At 71.5% G+C, this 14,079-nt stretch carries 15 protein-coding genes; 6 read left to right on the forward strand and 9 right to left on the reverse strand.

The window, feature by feature from the left end:
* Nucleotides 1–68: 68 nt before the first annotated feature.
* From QCD66_RS00065 to QCD66_RS00085, 5 genes are all read right to left on the reverse strand, one after another.
* A complete protein-coding gene (locus QCD66_RS00065) occupies nt 69–1,373 on the reverse strand; it encodes a low temperature requirement protein A (protein WP_375732582.1) in 1,305 nt (434 codons plus the stop codon).
* Between the two features lie 164 nt (nt 1,374–1,537).
* Nucleotides 1,538–2,728 carry a winged helix DNA-binding domain-containing protein gene (locus QCD66_RS00070; protein WP_375732581.1) on the reverse strand — a complete coding sequence of 397 codons (1,191 nt, stop codon included), beginning with the start codon at nt 2,726–2,728 and terminating at the stop codon, nt 1,538–1,540.
* Between the two features lie 133 nt (nt 2,729–2,861).
* Complete coding sequence (locus QCD66_RS00075; protein WP_375732580.1) at nt 2,862–3,335, reverse strand: hypothetical protein; 474 nt, start codon at nt 3,333–3,335, stop codon at nt 2,862–2,864.
* Nucleotides 3,336–3,373: 38 nt separating this feature from the next.
* The gene (locus QCD66_RS00080) at nt 3,374–3,937 is read right to left on the reverse strand and encodes a WHG domain-containing protein (RefSeq protein WP_364213162.1); all 564 of its coding nucleotides are present in this window, start codon (nt 3,935–3,937) and stop codon (nt 3,374–3,376) included.
* Nucleotides 3,930–4,736: an alpha/beta fold hydrolase gene (locus tag QCD66_RS00085; RefSeq protein WP_375732579.1), complete on the reverse strand. Its 807-nt coding sequence runs from the start codon at nt 4,734–4,736 to the stop codon at nt 3,930–3,932. Before QCD66_RS00085 ends, QCD66_RS00080 begins: the two co-directional genes overlap by 8 nt.
* An 88-nt stretch (nt 4,737–4,824) precedes the next feature.
* Between QCD66_RS00085 and QCD66_RS00090 the strand changes: the two genes are divergently transcribed.
* Nucleotides 4,825–5,376 (forward strand): YbaK/EbsC family protein, encoded by a 552-nt coding sequence (locus QCD66_RS00090; protein ID WP_364213576.1) that lies wholly within the window; start codon nt 4,825–4,827, stop codon nt 5,374–5,376.
* 117 nt (nt 5,377–5,493) lie between these two features.
* Here the strand turns inward: QCD66_RS00090 and QCD66_RS00095 are convergent, their stop codons facing one another.
* The 3 genes from QCD66_RS00095 to QCD66_RS00105 form a co-directional block, all read right to left on the reverse strand.
* Nucleotides 5,494–6,201, reverse strand: coding sequence for a DsbA family protein (locus tag QCD66_RS00095; protein WP_375732578.1), 708 nt, complete (start codon nt 6,199–6,201; stop codon nt 5,494–5,496).
* Between the two features lie 21 nt (nt 6,202–6,222).
* Nucleotides 6,223–6,648, reverse strand: a complete 426-nt coding sequence (locus QCD66_RS00100) for a SufE family protein (RefSeq protein WP_364213153.1) — start codon at nt 6,646–6,648, stop codon at nt 6,223–6,225.
* Nucleotides 6,649–6,741: 93 nt separating this feature from the next.
* Complete coding sequence (locus tag QCD66_RS00105; RefSeq protein WP_364213150.1) at nt 6,742–7,167, reverse strand: CBS domain-containing protein; 426 nt, start codon at nt 7,165–7,167, stop codon at nt 6,742–6,744.
* Between the two features lie 119 nt (nt 7,168–7,286).
* Here QCD66_RS00105 and QCD66_RS00110 point away from each other — a divergent pair, with 119 nt between their 5' ends.
* Nucleotides 7,287–7,892, forward strand: coding sequence for a dTDP-4-dehydrorhamnose 3,5-epimerase (locus tag QCD66_RS00110; RefSeq protein ID WP_364213147.1), 606 nt, complete (start codon nt 7,287–7,289; stop codon nt 7,890–7,892).
* A gap of 46 nt (nt 7,893–7,938) precedes the next feature.
* Here QCD66_RS00110 and QCD66_RS00115 read toward each other — a convergent pair whose 3' ends face one another.
* Nucleotides 7,939–9,678, reverse strand: coding sequence for a proline--tRNA ligase (locus tag QCD66_RS00115; RefSeq protein WP_375732577.1), 1,740 nt, complete (start codon nt 9,676–9,678; stop codon nt 7,939–7,941).
* A 103-nt stretch (nt 9,679–9,781) separates the two neighbouring features.
* Between QCD66_RS00115 and QCD66_RS00120 the strand changes: the two genes are divergently transcribed.
* From QCD66_RS00120 to QCD66_RS00135, 4 genes are all read left to right on the forward strand, one after another.
* Entirely contained in the window at nt 9,782–10,549 is a 768-nt protein-coding gene (locus QCD66_RS00120) for an SGNH/GDSL hydrolase family protein (RefSeq protein ID WP_364213141.1), read from the forward strand.
* A 77-nt stretch (nt 10,550–10,626) separates the two neighbouring features.
* Nucleotides 10,627–11,529, forward strand: coding sequence for a sulfurtransferase (locus QCD66_RS00125; protein ID WP_357535197.1), 903 nt, complete (start codon nt 10,627–10,629; stop codon nt 11,527–11,529).
* Nucleotides 11,530–11,551: 22 nt separating this feature from the next.
* The gene (locus QCD66_RS00130) at nt 11,552–12,220 is read left to right on the forward strand and encodes a VanZ family protein (RefSeq protein ID WP_364213138.1); all 669 of its coding nucleotides are present in this window, start codon (nt 11,552–11,554) and stop codon (nt 12,218–12,220) included.
* A 70-nt stretch (nt 12,221–12,290) separates the two neighbouring features.
* Nucleotides 12,291–14,078, forward strand: a complete 1,788-nt coding sequence (locus QCD66_RS00135; RefSeq protein WP_375732576.1) for an HSP90 family protein — start codon at nt 12,291–12,293, stop codon at nt 14,076–14,078.
* Nucleotide 14,079 lies beyond the last annotated feature (1 nt).

The following is a 14,079-nucleotide window of genomic DNA, read 5'->3' on the forward strand; positions in this document are numbered from 1 at the left end:
CCAGCGTGGTTGGTGATCAGCGTTGTGGCGGAGAAGTGCCCGTAGCGCGTGCCAGGTCCCGTGCTGATCTAGGGGCCCTCTGGCCGAAGGTCCTCGGCTAGAGCGGCCTCGCGCAGTTCTTTGCGCCGCCCGCCGGCGACGAGGACCTCCGTGATGACCAGGCTGACACAGACAGCCGTCAGCAGGCCGAGCGCTAGCACCGCCGAAAGCCGGCCAGCGGCCGGGATGAGCGCCACCAGCAGCACTGCGGTAATCAGTCGCGGCCAGATGACCCGTCTTAGCAGGCGCGTGATCCGCAGTTGGAAGCCGACGTGGGAGAGCAGGAACAGGGCCGCTCCACCATAGAGGGCGTGCAGGCCCAGGCTCTCCAGTTGCGGGGACGAATGGTGCAGTTCGTTGTCTTTGATGATCGTTACCACTTTGTGCAGCCCGAGGGCGAGCAGTATGATGCCGGCGATCATCGGCAGGTGTAGATAGCTGTAGGCGTCGCGGGCGTAGGCAACCCGGCGCTGGACTGGGTTCTGGATCAGCGTCCGCTCGGCGGCGATCGCAACGACGTCGAAATAGGTCCAGCCCAATGCGGCGGCGGTGACGATGGTGAAGACGAGAGCCGCGATGAGCGCTCCGGTCATCGGCACGCCGCTGCTGGTCAGGCCAACCGCTATGAGCGACTCGCCAAGGGCGACGAGCACGATGAGGCCATGCCGCTCGGCCCAGTGCCGGGCCGAGGTGATGTGCCACCCCCACGACCGAATCACCAGGGCGGGGCCATAGTCGATGATGACGGCGAGCATCCAAAGCCCGGTCTGGCTCGCCTTGACCAGCCACGGATCGTCGAACAGTCGCTGCGGCACGACGGCGGCCGAGAACAGAAGGACGGAGGCGACAAACAGTGGCACGGCGATCAGCAGGACGATGTGCGGCCTCGTGTCTGGAACGGCGTACCAGCGCAGCGCCAGATGCACCAGCCGAACGACCACGAAGCACGCGACGAACACCACCGGACCGGAGACAGCCGCGCCCCGGATGTCGGTGAATGCCTGCCGGACGGCTACCGCCATTACAAGGGTGACCACTGCCACAAACAGCAGCGCGATCCGGATCAGCCCGATCCGAGCTTGGAGGCTGTTGCCCAACCAGGCATAGATGGACCACGTCGACCACAACAGGGCCAGCGCAAGCATCCCGTTCAGCACGCCGTGATTGGTGAAGTCGTCCTCCATCAGCGCAACGACCTGGATGAACGCGAGGACGAACACCAGATCGAAGAAGAGCTCCACGCTGGTTACGCCGACACCCTCGCGTAGCGGTCGAATGCCGCGCGGCGCTCGCGCTGACCTGCCATCGGACACCCCGTTGTCCTCGCTGACCACAGGGCAAAGTGTGGCAGCCGGCCAGACCGAAGATGCCCGAATCACCGACCGTGGCCGGTGACGCGATCGAAGCTGCCGTTGCCTCTTCCGGATGTTCTCGACGCCGGTGTATCCCGCGAGGCACGCCGCGGCCTCCGCTGAGGATGATCTTGCGGCGCGGCGCCTCAGTAGGTGTCGAAGGCGACGTCCACCGACGACGCGTCTCGCAACGGCGCTACCTGCTCGGCCTCGTCCTGGAGCGACTTCTTGGTCCGGGCCGGCAACGAACCGAACGTCTTGATGGTGATGGTCAGCTTCCGGCCGCTTTTCCGTGGCCGCCAAATACCGGTGATCCTGCCATCGGCGAGTACCGTCCCCGGTTCGCCCACCGTCTTCCACACCTCACCGCAGTACTTCTTGTCGACGATCGTTTCGCGGTCGCGCAGCTGGGTGTACGGGTCGCGCGGCGGGAGTAGACGTACGCCCTTCGGAGTCGGTGCCGACCGCAACCTGTCGACGTCCTCGGTGAGAATCCACGACTTGCCGCCGAACTCGACCTGTGTCAGCTCGTCCTCGACCAGGCTCCACCAGGGCTCGGTGTCACCGGCCTGGATTCCCACCCACGCGGCGAAGTCTGCGCGTGTCGACGGTCCGTAGCAGCGCAGGTAGCGGCGAAGCAGTTCGGCGCGGGCGGCCTCCGGGTCGATGTCCGGGATCGGATGGCCGAGCCACTCGTCGACCAGGACGAACGGTGCCTTGTTCCCGGACCGTGGCGCGAAGCAGACGAGCCCCTGCAACGTCAGGATGCGGATGCAGAAGTGCACGACGCCCTCACCGAGCGGCTGGTCCGGGGCGTAGGGACCCTCTTCTTCCCAGCTGCGGCGTTGTTCGTTCGGCAGCTTGCCGGCGATCCGCCCGGCGACTTCCGTACCGAGCTCGTTGATCGGGAGTTGGCGCCCGGACAGCACGTCGTCGATCTCGGCGCCGGACAGCCCGACCGCCTCGGTCAGGCTCATGTCGAGCTTGGTCAGCGTCTGTTCCACGCCGGGGACGAAATGCCGCATCGCCTTCTCGGTCGGCGGCAGCACGCCGGTGGTGAAGATCGGTGCGTCCACGGTCGGGAAGTAGAACGGTGAGCCGCGCATGCTCCAGGTCTGCAGCAGGCTCTTCTCGTCGGCGACCGCTTCCGACACCTGTTCCCGGGTGAGGTCCCGCACCCTGGCGTGCACCGCCAGCAGCGCCGACCCGGGTGGGCTGTTCTGGATACCGCACCGGCCGGCCGCGTCGAGCAGCTTGGGTCCGTCCAGCCGTTCGGTGAGGTGGTGGGCGTTCAGGCGAAACGCGATGACGTCGCCTTTCGAAACCCGCTCGGCCATCGGCCTACGCTATCGCGGCCGGCGTGCTCGCTGTCCGATCACCGTGACGGTTCGCCGGCTGGGCAGCAGATGGCGGGCGACGATCACCTGGACGCCCGGCAGCGGCCATCCCTCCCCGCTTTCCTGTCGGTGGTCAGTCGTGGAGTTCGGTCCGCTCGATCTCGGCGAAGGCGGCGGTCAGATAGCCGTCGAGCGGCCGGCCGCCCACCGCCAGCAGGTCGGCGACGAGGAGCGGTGCGTGCCGGGCGACGGCCTGCGCGTCGGGCGGAGTGGTGTCGTCGTCGGGGTCGTAGACGCCGAGCGCACCGGCCAGCAGGACCAGCACCACGTGCGGATCAACCCCGGTCTGCCAGGTCGCGGCGGACCGGACGCACCGTTCGAGCACCTGCCGCACGTCGTCGCCGTCGAGCCCGTCCGGGTGGGTCTGTTCGAGCAGGAGCCGGACCACCGCCCCGAGGACGGCACCGGACCGGTCGGCCGCGCCGAGGTCGGTCACCGCCGACCCGTACGCCTCGACGTCGTGGGCCCGGGCCGCGGCCACGGCTTCGGTGCTCGCCCTGGCGATCTCACGGGCGGCTGGGGGCAGGTGTCGCCAACTGCTGGTCATCGCCGACCAGCATCGCAGACGGCCGCCGTGGCGGGAGACTACGGCCAGGTGGTGAGGGCGCGGTCGAGAGCGTCGATCATGCGCTCGTACGAGCGGTCGACGTCCTGCGGCAGGCCGAACCCGCCGGCGGCGTGCAGGGCGATGAACCCGTGCAGGGCGCTGCGCAGGCAGCGTGCCGCGTCGACGGCCCGCTCGCCGCTGAGGCCGTAACCGTCGAGGACGGCGTAGATCACGTTCACGGCACCTTCGGCGGCGGCGATGTGCGCCGGGTCGGTCGGGTCGGGGGCGCGTACGGTGGCCGCGTAGCGGCCCGGCCGGCGTTGGGCGTACGTGCGGAAGGCTGCGGCGAGGGCGTGCAGCGCCTGCCGGCCGGCCCGGCCCGCGACGGCGGTTGTCGCCTCGGTGGTCAACTGTTCGAGCGCGCGTACGGCGAGCTGCTGGTGGAGCGCGTCGGCGCCGCGTACGTGCTTGTAGAGGCTGGGCAGGGCGACGCCGACCCGTTGGGCGACGCCGGCCAGGGTGAGCCGGTCGAGTCCGATCTCGTCGGCGAGCTGGGCGGCCTGCTCGACCACGATGGCGGGGGTGAGCCCGGCCCTAGGCATCGGCGTACACCGTGCCGAGGAACCGCACCAGTTCCGGGTTGACCAGTTCCGGGTATTCGGCCATCGGGTAGTGGCCAGCGTCGGGAACCAGCAGTAGTTCGCCGTGGAGGCGTTCGGCGACGAAGCGGGCCTCGGCGACCGGGTCGGGGAAGTCGGGATCTTTCGTACCCATGACGACGAGGGTAGGGGCATGGACCGAGTCGAGGCGCTGCTCGGCCGGCCGGTGACTGGTGCGGGTGGTCTTGACGAACGAGCGCCAGTGGTCGCCCCGGCGCAGGCTCTCGCGGATGCGGGCCCGGTGCTCGGTCAGGTCGGCGGGCGGGCGGCCCGGGTAGAACTTCTGGTAGTACCAGTGCCAGGCGGCGGGGCCCCAGGGCTTGGCGAGCAGCAGCCGGAAGGCGAGGTTCATCGCCGGACCGAGGTCGGGGTCGCGGACGAAGGGGCCGAGCAGCACCAGCCCGGTGATCCGGTCGAGGGCTTCGGCGGCGGCCCAGACGGCGGCGCCGGCGCCCATCGAGTTGCCGAGCACGACGGCCGGTCCGCCGAGTTCCTCGATCAGGGCGAGCAGGTCGGTGCCGAGCGCGACGTCGTCGTGGCGGCTGAATCCGTCGTCGCTGTCGCCGTGGCCGCGCAGGTCGACGGTGGCGACCCGGTAGGCGGCGTCGACCAGGGTGGGGACGGTGAATCGGTAGACCGAGCGCAGGTCACCCATGCCGGGCAGGCACACCACCAGCGGGCCGGTGCCGGTCACCTCGTACGCGATGCGGCCCTCGCCGCGATCCAGGTAGCTAACAGGCATGACGTAAAAGCTAATAGTATTAGCTTTTGTTGTCAAGGGGGCCCGTGACCGCGCGGGCCCGGAGCGGCGGTGCGAGGATCGCAACGTGATGGGAACCCTGAAGACCGAGCCCGCCCGCGGCCGACCCGACCTGCTCGCACCGCCCGTCGTGGCTGCCCTGGAGGCATGGCCGGCCGAGGCGCCGATCGACGTCGACGACGTACTGGTCGCGCCGATCGACGCGACCCTGGCCGACACCGCCGCGTTCTGTGCCGCGTACGAGGTGGGGCTCGAGGAGTCGGCCAACTGCGTGATCGTGGCCGGCAAGCGGGGTGGCGAGACCCGCTATGCGGCGTGCGTCATCCTGGCCACCACCCGCGCGGACGTCAACGGCGCCGTGCGCCGGCTGCTCGACGCGCGCAAGGCCAGCTTCGCCCCGATGGACGACGCGGTGCGGTCGACCGGCATGGAGTACGGCGGGATCACGCCGATCGGGCTGCCGGCGGACTGGCCGATCCTGGTCGACTCCCGGGTGGTCGCCGTACCGCACGTGATCATCGGTTCGGGGGTACGGCACAGCAAGATCGCACTGCCCGGCCCGGCGGTGGGTGTGCTGCCCAACGCCCAGGTCATCGCCGATCTGGCCAAACCCGCCGCCTGACGGGCCGGCTGCCGGCGGCACCGGCCTGGCGACAGCACGGGCCGGCCCGGAATGCTCGACATTCCGGGCCGACTCAGCTCGGTCGATGTGGTTCCACGTGAAACCAGCGCGGATGCGTCAGACGGCGCAACTGTCGTCGGTGCAGCCGTCGGCCCGGTCACCGGTCGGTGGTACGCCGACCGGGCGCAGTGCGGCCTCGGCGGCCTCCCGCCGGCGTACCTCTTCGAGCACGCCGCGCAGGGTGTCCGGGTCCTGGGCGCCGGTGACCGCGTACTTGCCGGCGAAGACGAACGTCGGCACGCTGCTCACGCCGATCTCGCGGGCCTCGGCCAGGTCCGTCTGGACCTCGGCGGTGCCGGCGGGGGAGTCGAGGAAGGCGCGGACCTCGGCCTCGTCGAGGCCGGCCCCGGCGGCGACCGTGGCCAGCGCGGCCGGCGATCCGATGTCCACGCCCTGCGTGAAGTGCGCCCGGTAGAGCGCCTCGATCATCTCGGCCGCCCGTCCGCGCTGGTCGGCGAACCAGACCAGCCGGTGGGCGTCGAAGGTGTTGGCGCTCAGTGCGCTGTCGAAGTCGAGGTGCAGGCCCGCACCGGCGGCCGCGCCGGTGACCCGGGTGACTATCTCCCGTACCCGGTCCGGGCCGCCGAACTTTCCGGCCAGCGCGGTCAGCAGCGGTTGCGGCTGCTCGACCGGTCGGGGGTCGAGTTGGAACGGACGGTAGCGGATCGTCACGTCACCGTTGTGCGACTCGAGGGCCTGCTCCAGCTTGCGCTTGCCGATGTAGCACCACGGGCAGACCACGTCCGAGTAGATGTCAATCTCCACGAACGGTGGTAACGCGGCAGGTCAGGAGATCTGTTCCCGGACCTGGCGCTTCAGCCGGGCGAGTACGGCGGTGCCACCGCGCACCCGCAGCGGGCTGATCGCCTGGGCGAGCCCCATCCGCTGGTAGAGGTCGTCCGGTACGGCGAGGATCTCGTCGGCCGTGGCGCCGGCCAGCCCCTCGGTGAGGATGCCGGCGAAGGCACGGGTCGTCGGTGCCTCCGGCGGGCAGTCGAACCACACGTCGACGGTGCGGTCCGGGTTGACCGCCGCCCGCAGGAAGAACTGCGTCTGGCACTCCGGCACCTGCTCCATGCCCTCGTGGCCGGCCAGCGACTCCGGCAGCGGCGCGACCGCGTCGGAGAACTCCAGCAACATCTCCAGCACCACCTCGCGGGGTGCGGCGGCGAACTCGTCGACGATCTCGGCGAGCTTGGGCGGCATCGGCATCTCGTGTCCTCCCTACCCGGTGTCCCGGCCGTACCCAAGCATGCGGGACGCCCGGACCGGCCGGTGAGGCGGTCCGGGCGTCAGAGTCGTACGTCAGGGCGACGGCGCGGTGCCGCTTATCCCGCTCAGTGCCGAGTCGGGATCGAAGCGGACCGCCAAATCGCCGAGCGAGACGATGCCGACCAGTTGCCGGTCGAGGTCGCAGACGAGCACCCGGCGTACGGCCCGCTCCCGCATCAGTGCCGCCGCCTCCGCGACCGTCGAGTTCTGCTCGATCATGACGACCTCGCGGGTCGCCACGGCCCCGATGGTGGTGCTGGCCGGGTCGAGCTTCTCGGCCACCGCCCGGACCACGATGTCCCGGTCGGTGACCATCCCCGCCAGGGTCGGTCCCTCCGTCACGACCACGTCGCCGATGTCGGCGTCACGCATCGCCCGGGCCGCTTCGTCCAGTGTGGTTTCCGCCGGCAGGTACAGGACCTCCTTGGTCATTACCGCACCGACCGTGTGCCTGGTCATGAGAGCCTCCGCGGTGAGATGGACGATGGCTACCCGTACCCGGTGGGTGCGCGGTTACACGTCCCCGGAGGCGGTATCGTGCTGCCGGGTTGTGCGTAGGACGCGAATGGGGTGAACGGGTGAAGGCCACCGAACTGTCGATCGCCGGCGCGTGGGAGTTCGTACCCCGGCAGTTCGCCGACGAACGGGGCAGCTTCCACGTCTGGTACGACGCCGCCGTCTTCTCGGCCGCGCTCGGCTTCGAGCTGACCGTGGCCCAGACCAACCACAGCATCTCCCGGCGCGGCGTGATCCGCGGCATCCACTGGGCCGACGTGCCACCCGGCCAGGGGAAATACGTCTACTGCCCGAGCGGTTCGCTGCTCGACGTCGTCGTCGACCTGCGGGTCGGGTCGCCCACCTTCGGCGCGCACGAGTTCGTCCGGCTGGACGCGGCCGAGGGGCGGGCGCTCTACCTTGCCGAAGGGCTCGGGCACGGCTTCGTCGCCCTTGAGGACGACACCGTGCTCAGCTACCTGTGCAGCACCGGATACAACCCGGCCCGGGAGCGGATCGTCAACGTCTTCGACGAGGACCTGGCCCTGCCCTGGCCCGCCATCGAACCGCCGATCCTGTCCGAGCGCGACTCCGCCGGCCCACGGCTCGCCGAGCTGCGCACGGCCGGGCTGCTCCCCGACTACGCCGACTGCCTCGCCCACTACCGGGCAGTGCGCGGCGAAGCCTGACCCGACCGACCCGCCCGCCCGGGCCGGTCGGCGGACCCCGTCCGCGTCAGCCGGCCAGCCGGGACACCACCTCGGCGAGCGGCACGTCCACCCGCTCGCCGTCGGCCCGGACCCGCAGCTCCACGTACCCTTCGGCGAGCCGGCGGCCGACGACGACGGCACGCGGCACACCGATCAGCTCGGCGTCGGTGAACTTCACGCCCGGCGACACCTGCGGCCGGTCGTCGACCAGCACCCGTAGGCCCGCGTCGGCGAGCTGGCCGGCCAGGTGGAGCGCCGCCGCGACCTGGTCGCCCCGGCCGGCGGCCACCACGTGTACGTCCGCCGGCGCGACCGCCGCCGGCCAGACCAGCCCCCGCTCGTCGTGGTGCTGCTCGGCGATCGCGGCCACCGTACGGGAGATGCCGATCCCGTAGCAGCCCATCGTGGGTCGTACCGGCTTGCCGTCCGCGCCGAGCGCGTCGACCTCGAAGGCGTTCGTGTAGCGCCGGCCGAGCTGGAAGATGTGGCCGATCTCGATGCCCCGCCGGATGGCCAGCGCCCCGGTGCCGCAACGTGGGCAGGGGTCGCCGGCGCGGACCTCGGCCGCCTCGATCGTGCCGTCCGGCACGAAGTCGCGCCCGCAGACCACGTCGACCGCGTGCCGGCCCGGCTGGTTGGCGCCGGTCAGCCAACCGGTGCCGGGCACCACCCGGGGGTCGACCAGATAACGGATGCCCAGGTCGGACAGGACCTGCGGGCCGATGTAGCCGCGGGCCAGCTCCGGATGGTCGGCCCAGCCGTCGAACATCGTCACGGTCGCCGGTTCGAGCGCGGCGGCGAGCCGTTTCAGGTCCACCTCGCGGTCCCCGGGTATCCCGACGACCAGCAGCTCGTCGGTGTCGGCGCCGGGGCGGCGTACGGCCAGCACCACGTTCTTCAGCGTCGCCGCGGCGGTCCAGCCGGTCCGCCCGCCGAGCCGCCGCTCGTTGGCCATCGCGACCAGGGCGGCGATCGTCGGGGTGTCCGGCGTGTCGTGGACGGTCATCGCCGGGTGGTGGGCCGGATCGCCGGGCGCCGGTGCCGCCGTGACCACCGCCTCGGTGTTCGCCGCGTAACCGCATGCCGGGCAGCCGACGTAGGTGTCCTCGCCGGCCGCGGTAGTGGCCAGGAACTCCTCCGACGCCGAACCGCCCATCGCCCCCGAGGTCGCCGCCACCACCGCGAAGTCCAGCCCGAGCCGGGTGAAGATCCGCTCGTACGCCGCCCGGTGCCGGTCGTACGCCGCCCGCAGGCCGTCTTCGGACAGGTCGAACGAGTACGCGTCCTTCATCAGGAACTCGCGGGTGCGCAGCAGTCCGGCGCGTGGGCGGGCCTCGTTGCGGAACTTCGTCTGCACCTGGAAGAGCGTCACCGGATAGTCCCGGTGCGAGCCGAACATGTCCCGGACCAGCAGCGTCGCCATCTCCTCGTGGGTCGGCGCGAGCAGGAACTCCGCGCCCCGCCGGTCCCGCAACGTGAAGATGTCGTCGCCGTACTCGGTCCACCGGCCGCTGGTCTCGTACGGCCCGCGCGGCAGCAGTGCCGGGAAGTGCACCTCCTGGCCGCCGATCGCCGTCATCTCCTCGCGTACGACCCGGGTCACCCGGTCGAGCACCAGCCGGCCCAGCGGCAGCCACGTGTAGCCGCCCGGCGCGGCCCGCCGGACGTAGCCGGCCCGGACCAGCAGCCGGTGGCTCGCCACCTCGGCGTCGGCCGGGTCCTCGCGCAGCGTGCGCAGGAACAGGGTGGACATCCGCAGCAACATCCGCGCAGCGTATGGAAACGGTCACCGATGCGGCACCCGATTAACCGATGTGCCGTGAATCGGGTGTAGAAAACTGGTCGAGGCACGACGGTAGGGGGGCGCGGTGCGCTGGCGCAGTTACGTGGCGGTCGGGGACAGCTTCACCGAGGGCATGGACGACCCGTACCCGGACGGGACGTTCCGGGGCTGGGCGGATCTGGTCGCCACCCGGCTCGCCGTCGAGGCCGGCCCGGACTTCGGGTACGCCAACCTCGCGATCCGGGGTCGGCTCTTCCCCGCCGTGGTGGCCGAGCAGGTGCCGGTCGTCCTCGACATGAAACCCGACCTGATCAGCTTCGCCGCCGGCGGCAACGACGTACTGCGCCGGTCCTTCGACCCGGTCACGCTGGCATCCCGCTTCGACGCGGTGATCGGCGAACTCCGTGCCACCGGTGCCGACGTACTGCTGTTCCGGTTCGCCGACCTGACGGCGCACCTGCCCGGCCAGCGGCTCATGGCACCCCGGGTACAACTGGTCAACCGGGCCGTCGGCGAGACCGCGCAGCGGCACGGTGCGATGCTCGTCGACCTCTACGCCGATGACGAGTTCCGCAACCCGCTGATGTGGAGCGTCGACCGGCTGCACCTGTCGGAGATCGGGCACCGGCGGGTGGCCGCCCACGTGCTGACCGCGCTCGGCGTTGACGCCGACGAGGACTGGCTGCTCGTGCCGCCCGCCCCGGCACCCACGCCGTGGCTCGCCGCCCGGCGGGCCGACCTGCGCTGGGCCGGGCAGCATCTCGCACCATGGATCAGGCGGCGGCTGACCGGCCGCTCGTCCGGCGACACCGTCACCGCCAAGCGGCCCCTGCTGGCCCCGTTCACCGACTGACACCGGAGCCGGCGGGCCGGTGCACCGGTCGGGCCGGTAACCCGGTGCCGGGCCGCCGTCCGGCGTACCTTTACGGGATGCCGGTTCCGAACGATCCCTCACCCAGCCTGCAGTCGTACGCCGACCCCGGACGCCTGGTCACCACCGAGTGGCTGGCCGAGCACCTCGGCACCGACGGCCTCGTGGTCGTCGAGTCCGACGAGGACGTGCTGCTCTACGAGAGCGGTCACATCCCCGGCGCGGTCAAGGTCGACTGGCACCTCGAACTCAACGACCAGGACAGCCGCGACTACCTCCACCCGGAACAGTTCGCCGCGCTGTGCGAGGCCAAGGGCATCGGCCGCGACGACACGATCGTCTTCTACGGCGACAACTTCAACTGGTGGGCGGCGTACGCGCTCTGGGTCTTCAGCCTCTTCGGCCACCGCGACCTTCGGCTGCTCGACGGCGGCCGGCAGAAGTGGATCGCCGAGGGGCGGGAACTGACCCGCGAGCGCACCACCCCGAAGCCGGCCAGCTACCCGGCGCCGGACCGTGACGACGCCAGCCTGCGCGCCTTCCGCGACCAGGTGCTCGGGCACGTCGCCGCCGGCCGGCCACTGGTCGACGTGCGGTCGCCGGGGGAGTACACCGGCGAACTTCTGCACATGCCGGACTACCCGCAGGAGGGCGCGCTGCGCGGCGGCCACATCCCCGGCGCGGTCAACAAGCCGTGGAAGTCGGCGGCCAACGAGGACGGCACGTTCAGGTCGGCCGACGAACTGCGGGCGATCTACGCCGACCAGCTGGGACTGTCGTCGGCCGACGACGTGATCGCGTACTGCCGGATCGGGGAGCGGTCCAGCCACACCTGGTTCGTGCTCCGCCACCTGCTCGGCTATCCGCAGGTACGCAACTACGACGGCTCGTGGACCGAGTGGGGCAACCTGGTCCGCGCTCCCGTCGTACGCGGCGACAAGCCCGGCGGGCTGATGGGCTGACCGGCGCCGCTAGCCTGCGCGGATGGCGCAGGTGTGGCGGGACTGGGGACCGGTGCTGGTGGCCTCGGCGGTCGCGCTGCCGCTGGCCGGGCTGTTCGCCGTACTGCTGACCCGGCTCCGGCGGCGGTCCGGGCTGCCGGCCCGCGTGGCCGCGTGGCGCAGCGTCGCGGAGGTCGGCATGGTGGCCGGCACGCTGCCCTGGATCTGGATGATCCTCACGCCGCGGCCGGCGCCCCGGACGCTCGACCTCGTGCCGCTGCGCGGGCTCGTCGACCTGCTGGCCGGCAGCCCGGCGGTCGCGGTGGTGCAGATCGGCGGCAACCTGCTCGTCTTCGCCGCACTCGGCTTCTTCGCCCCCATCCGGTTCGCCGCACTGTCCCGTCCGGCCGGCCCGCTGCGCCGTACGGCGTCCGGCGCGCTGCGGCTGCTCGCGGTCGGCGCGGCCGGCTCGGTCCTGGTCGAGACCCTTCAGTACGCGCTCGACCTGGGCCGGGTGTCGGCGGTGGACGACGTGCTGGTCAACGGCGCGGGTGCCATGCTGGCCGCGCTGGTCGCCCGGCACTGGTGGGGTTCCGGCGCCCTTGTTCCGCCGCCGGTTCCGGTCCGGCGGGGAGACCCGGAACGGCCGGGCCATCCGGCCCTTCCCGGTCGGTCCGGGCGACCGGACCGGCGGGCCGACGGCAGCGGCTGAAAAGGGGGACGCGGGTTGTCGGCCCGTCCCGGTACGGTGGGCGCCGGCACCGGACCGGGGAGCAGCAGGCGTGGACCGCACCTTCCAGGTCGACCTCCGAGGCGTGGTCGACCTGCTCAGTCATCATCTCTACGGCAGCCCGCGGGTGTTCGTCCGGGAACTGCTGCAGAACGCCGTCGACGCGATCACCGCGCGCCGCGCGGTCGAGCCCGACGCGCCCGCCGTGGTGCGGTTCGAGCCGCCCGCGCTGACCGGCGACGGCACGCTGCGGGTGCACGACAGCGGCATCGGGCTCACCGAGGCGCAGGTGCACGAGCTGCTGGCCACCATCGGCCGCAGCTCCAAACGCGACGAACTGGGCTTCGCCCGGCACGAGTTCCTCGGCCAGTTCGGCATCGGCCTGCTCTCCTGCTTCCTGGTCGCCGACGAGATCCGGGTGACGACCAGGTGCGGCGACGACCGCACGGTGTTGTGGACCGGATACGCCGACGGCCGCTACGCGGTCGAGTTGGCCGCGCCGGACGCCGGCCGCGCCGAGCCGGGCACGACCGTGACGCTGGTGCCCCGGCGGGACACCGACCGGTGGTTCAGCGTGCCGACCGTCACCGAGCTGGCCCGGCTGTTCGGCTCGCTGCTGCCGGTCGACGTACGCGTCGGTGACGTGCCGGCGACCGCCGGCCCGCCGCCGTGGGCGCTTACCGGGTCGTCCGCCGCCCGCCGGCAGGCCCTGATCGGGTACGCCCAGGAGACACTCGGCTTCGTTCCGTTCGATGTGGTGCCGCTGTCGGTGCCCGAGGCCGGGCTGACCGGTGCCGCGTTCGTGCTTCCGGTCCCGGTCAACCCGGCGGCGCGGGCCGGGCACCGGGTCTACCTGAAGCGGATGCTGCTGACCGAGGCCGCCGACGGGCTGCTGCCGGACTGGGCGTTCTTCGCCCAGTGCGTCGTCGACGCCAGCGAGCTGCGGCCCACGGCCAGCCGCGAGGCGCTTTACGAGGACAGCCTGCTCGAAGCCACCCGGGAGGCGCTTGGCGACCAGCTGCGCGGCTGGCTGGTCCGGCTTGCCGGCAGCGACCCGAACCGGCTGGCCGAGTTCCTGCGGGTGCACCACCTCGGAGTCAAGGCGCTCGCGCTGCACGACGACGAGATGCTTCGGCTCGTCGACGAGTGGTGGCCGATGGAGACCAACACCGGCCAGCTCACCCTGGCCGAGTTCCGGCAACGGCACGGCCTGGTTCGCTACGCCGCCAGTGTCGACGAGTTCCGCCAGCTCGCGGCCGTCGCGGCGGCGCAGGACCTGCCGGTGGTCAACGCCGGATACACGTACGACGCCGAACTGGTCGAGCGGCTGCCGGCGCTCGACCGCGACGTGCTGATCGAACGGCTCGAACCCAGCGATCTGACCACCCGGTTCGACACCCTGGACCCGGCGGCCGAGTTGGCGCTGCGGCCGTTCGTCACCGCGGCCCAGCGGTCGCTGGACCGGCTCGGCTGCGAGGTGGTGGTCCGGGCGTACGACCCGGCTTCGCTGCCGGCGCTCTACCTGGTCAGCCGCAGCGTCGCCTTCCAGGACCAGCTCGAGGCGACCCGGGAGAAGGCCGACGAGCTGTGGGCCGGGGTGCTCGACGCGTTCGCGGCGAGCGGCCCGCCGGAGCGCCCGCAACTGGTGCTCAACCACCGCAACCCGCTGGTCCGTCGGGTCACCACGCTCGGCGATCCGGCCCTGGTCGGCCTGGCCGTGGAGGCGCTCTACGGCCAGGCGCTGCTGCTCGGGCACCACCCGATCCGGCCGGCCGACGCCGCACTGCTCAACAGTTCCTTTCTCGGCCTTCTTGGCCGGGCCGTCTCCGGACAGGAGTGAT

Source organism: Polymorphospora sp. A560, assembly GCF_045781765.1.
Lineage (GTDB): Bacteria > Actinomycetota > Actinomycetes > Mycobacteriales > Micromonosporaceae > Polymorphospora > Polymorphospora lycopeni.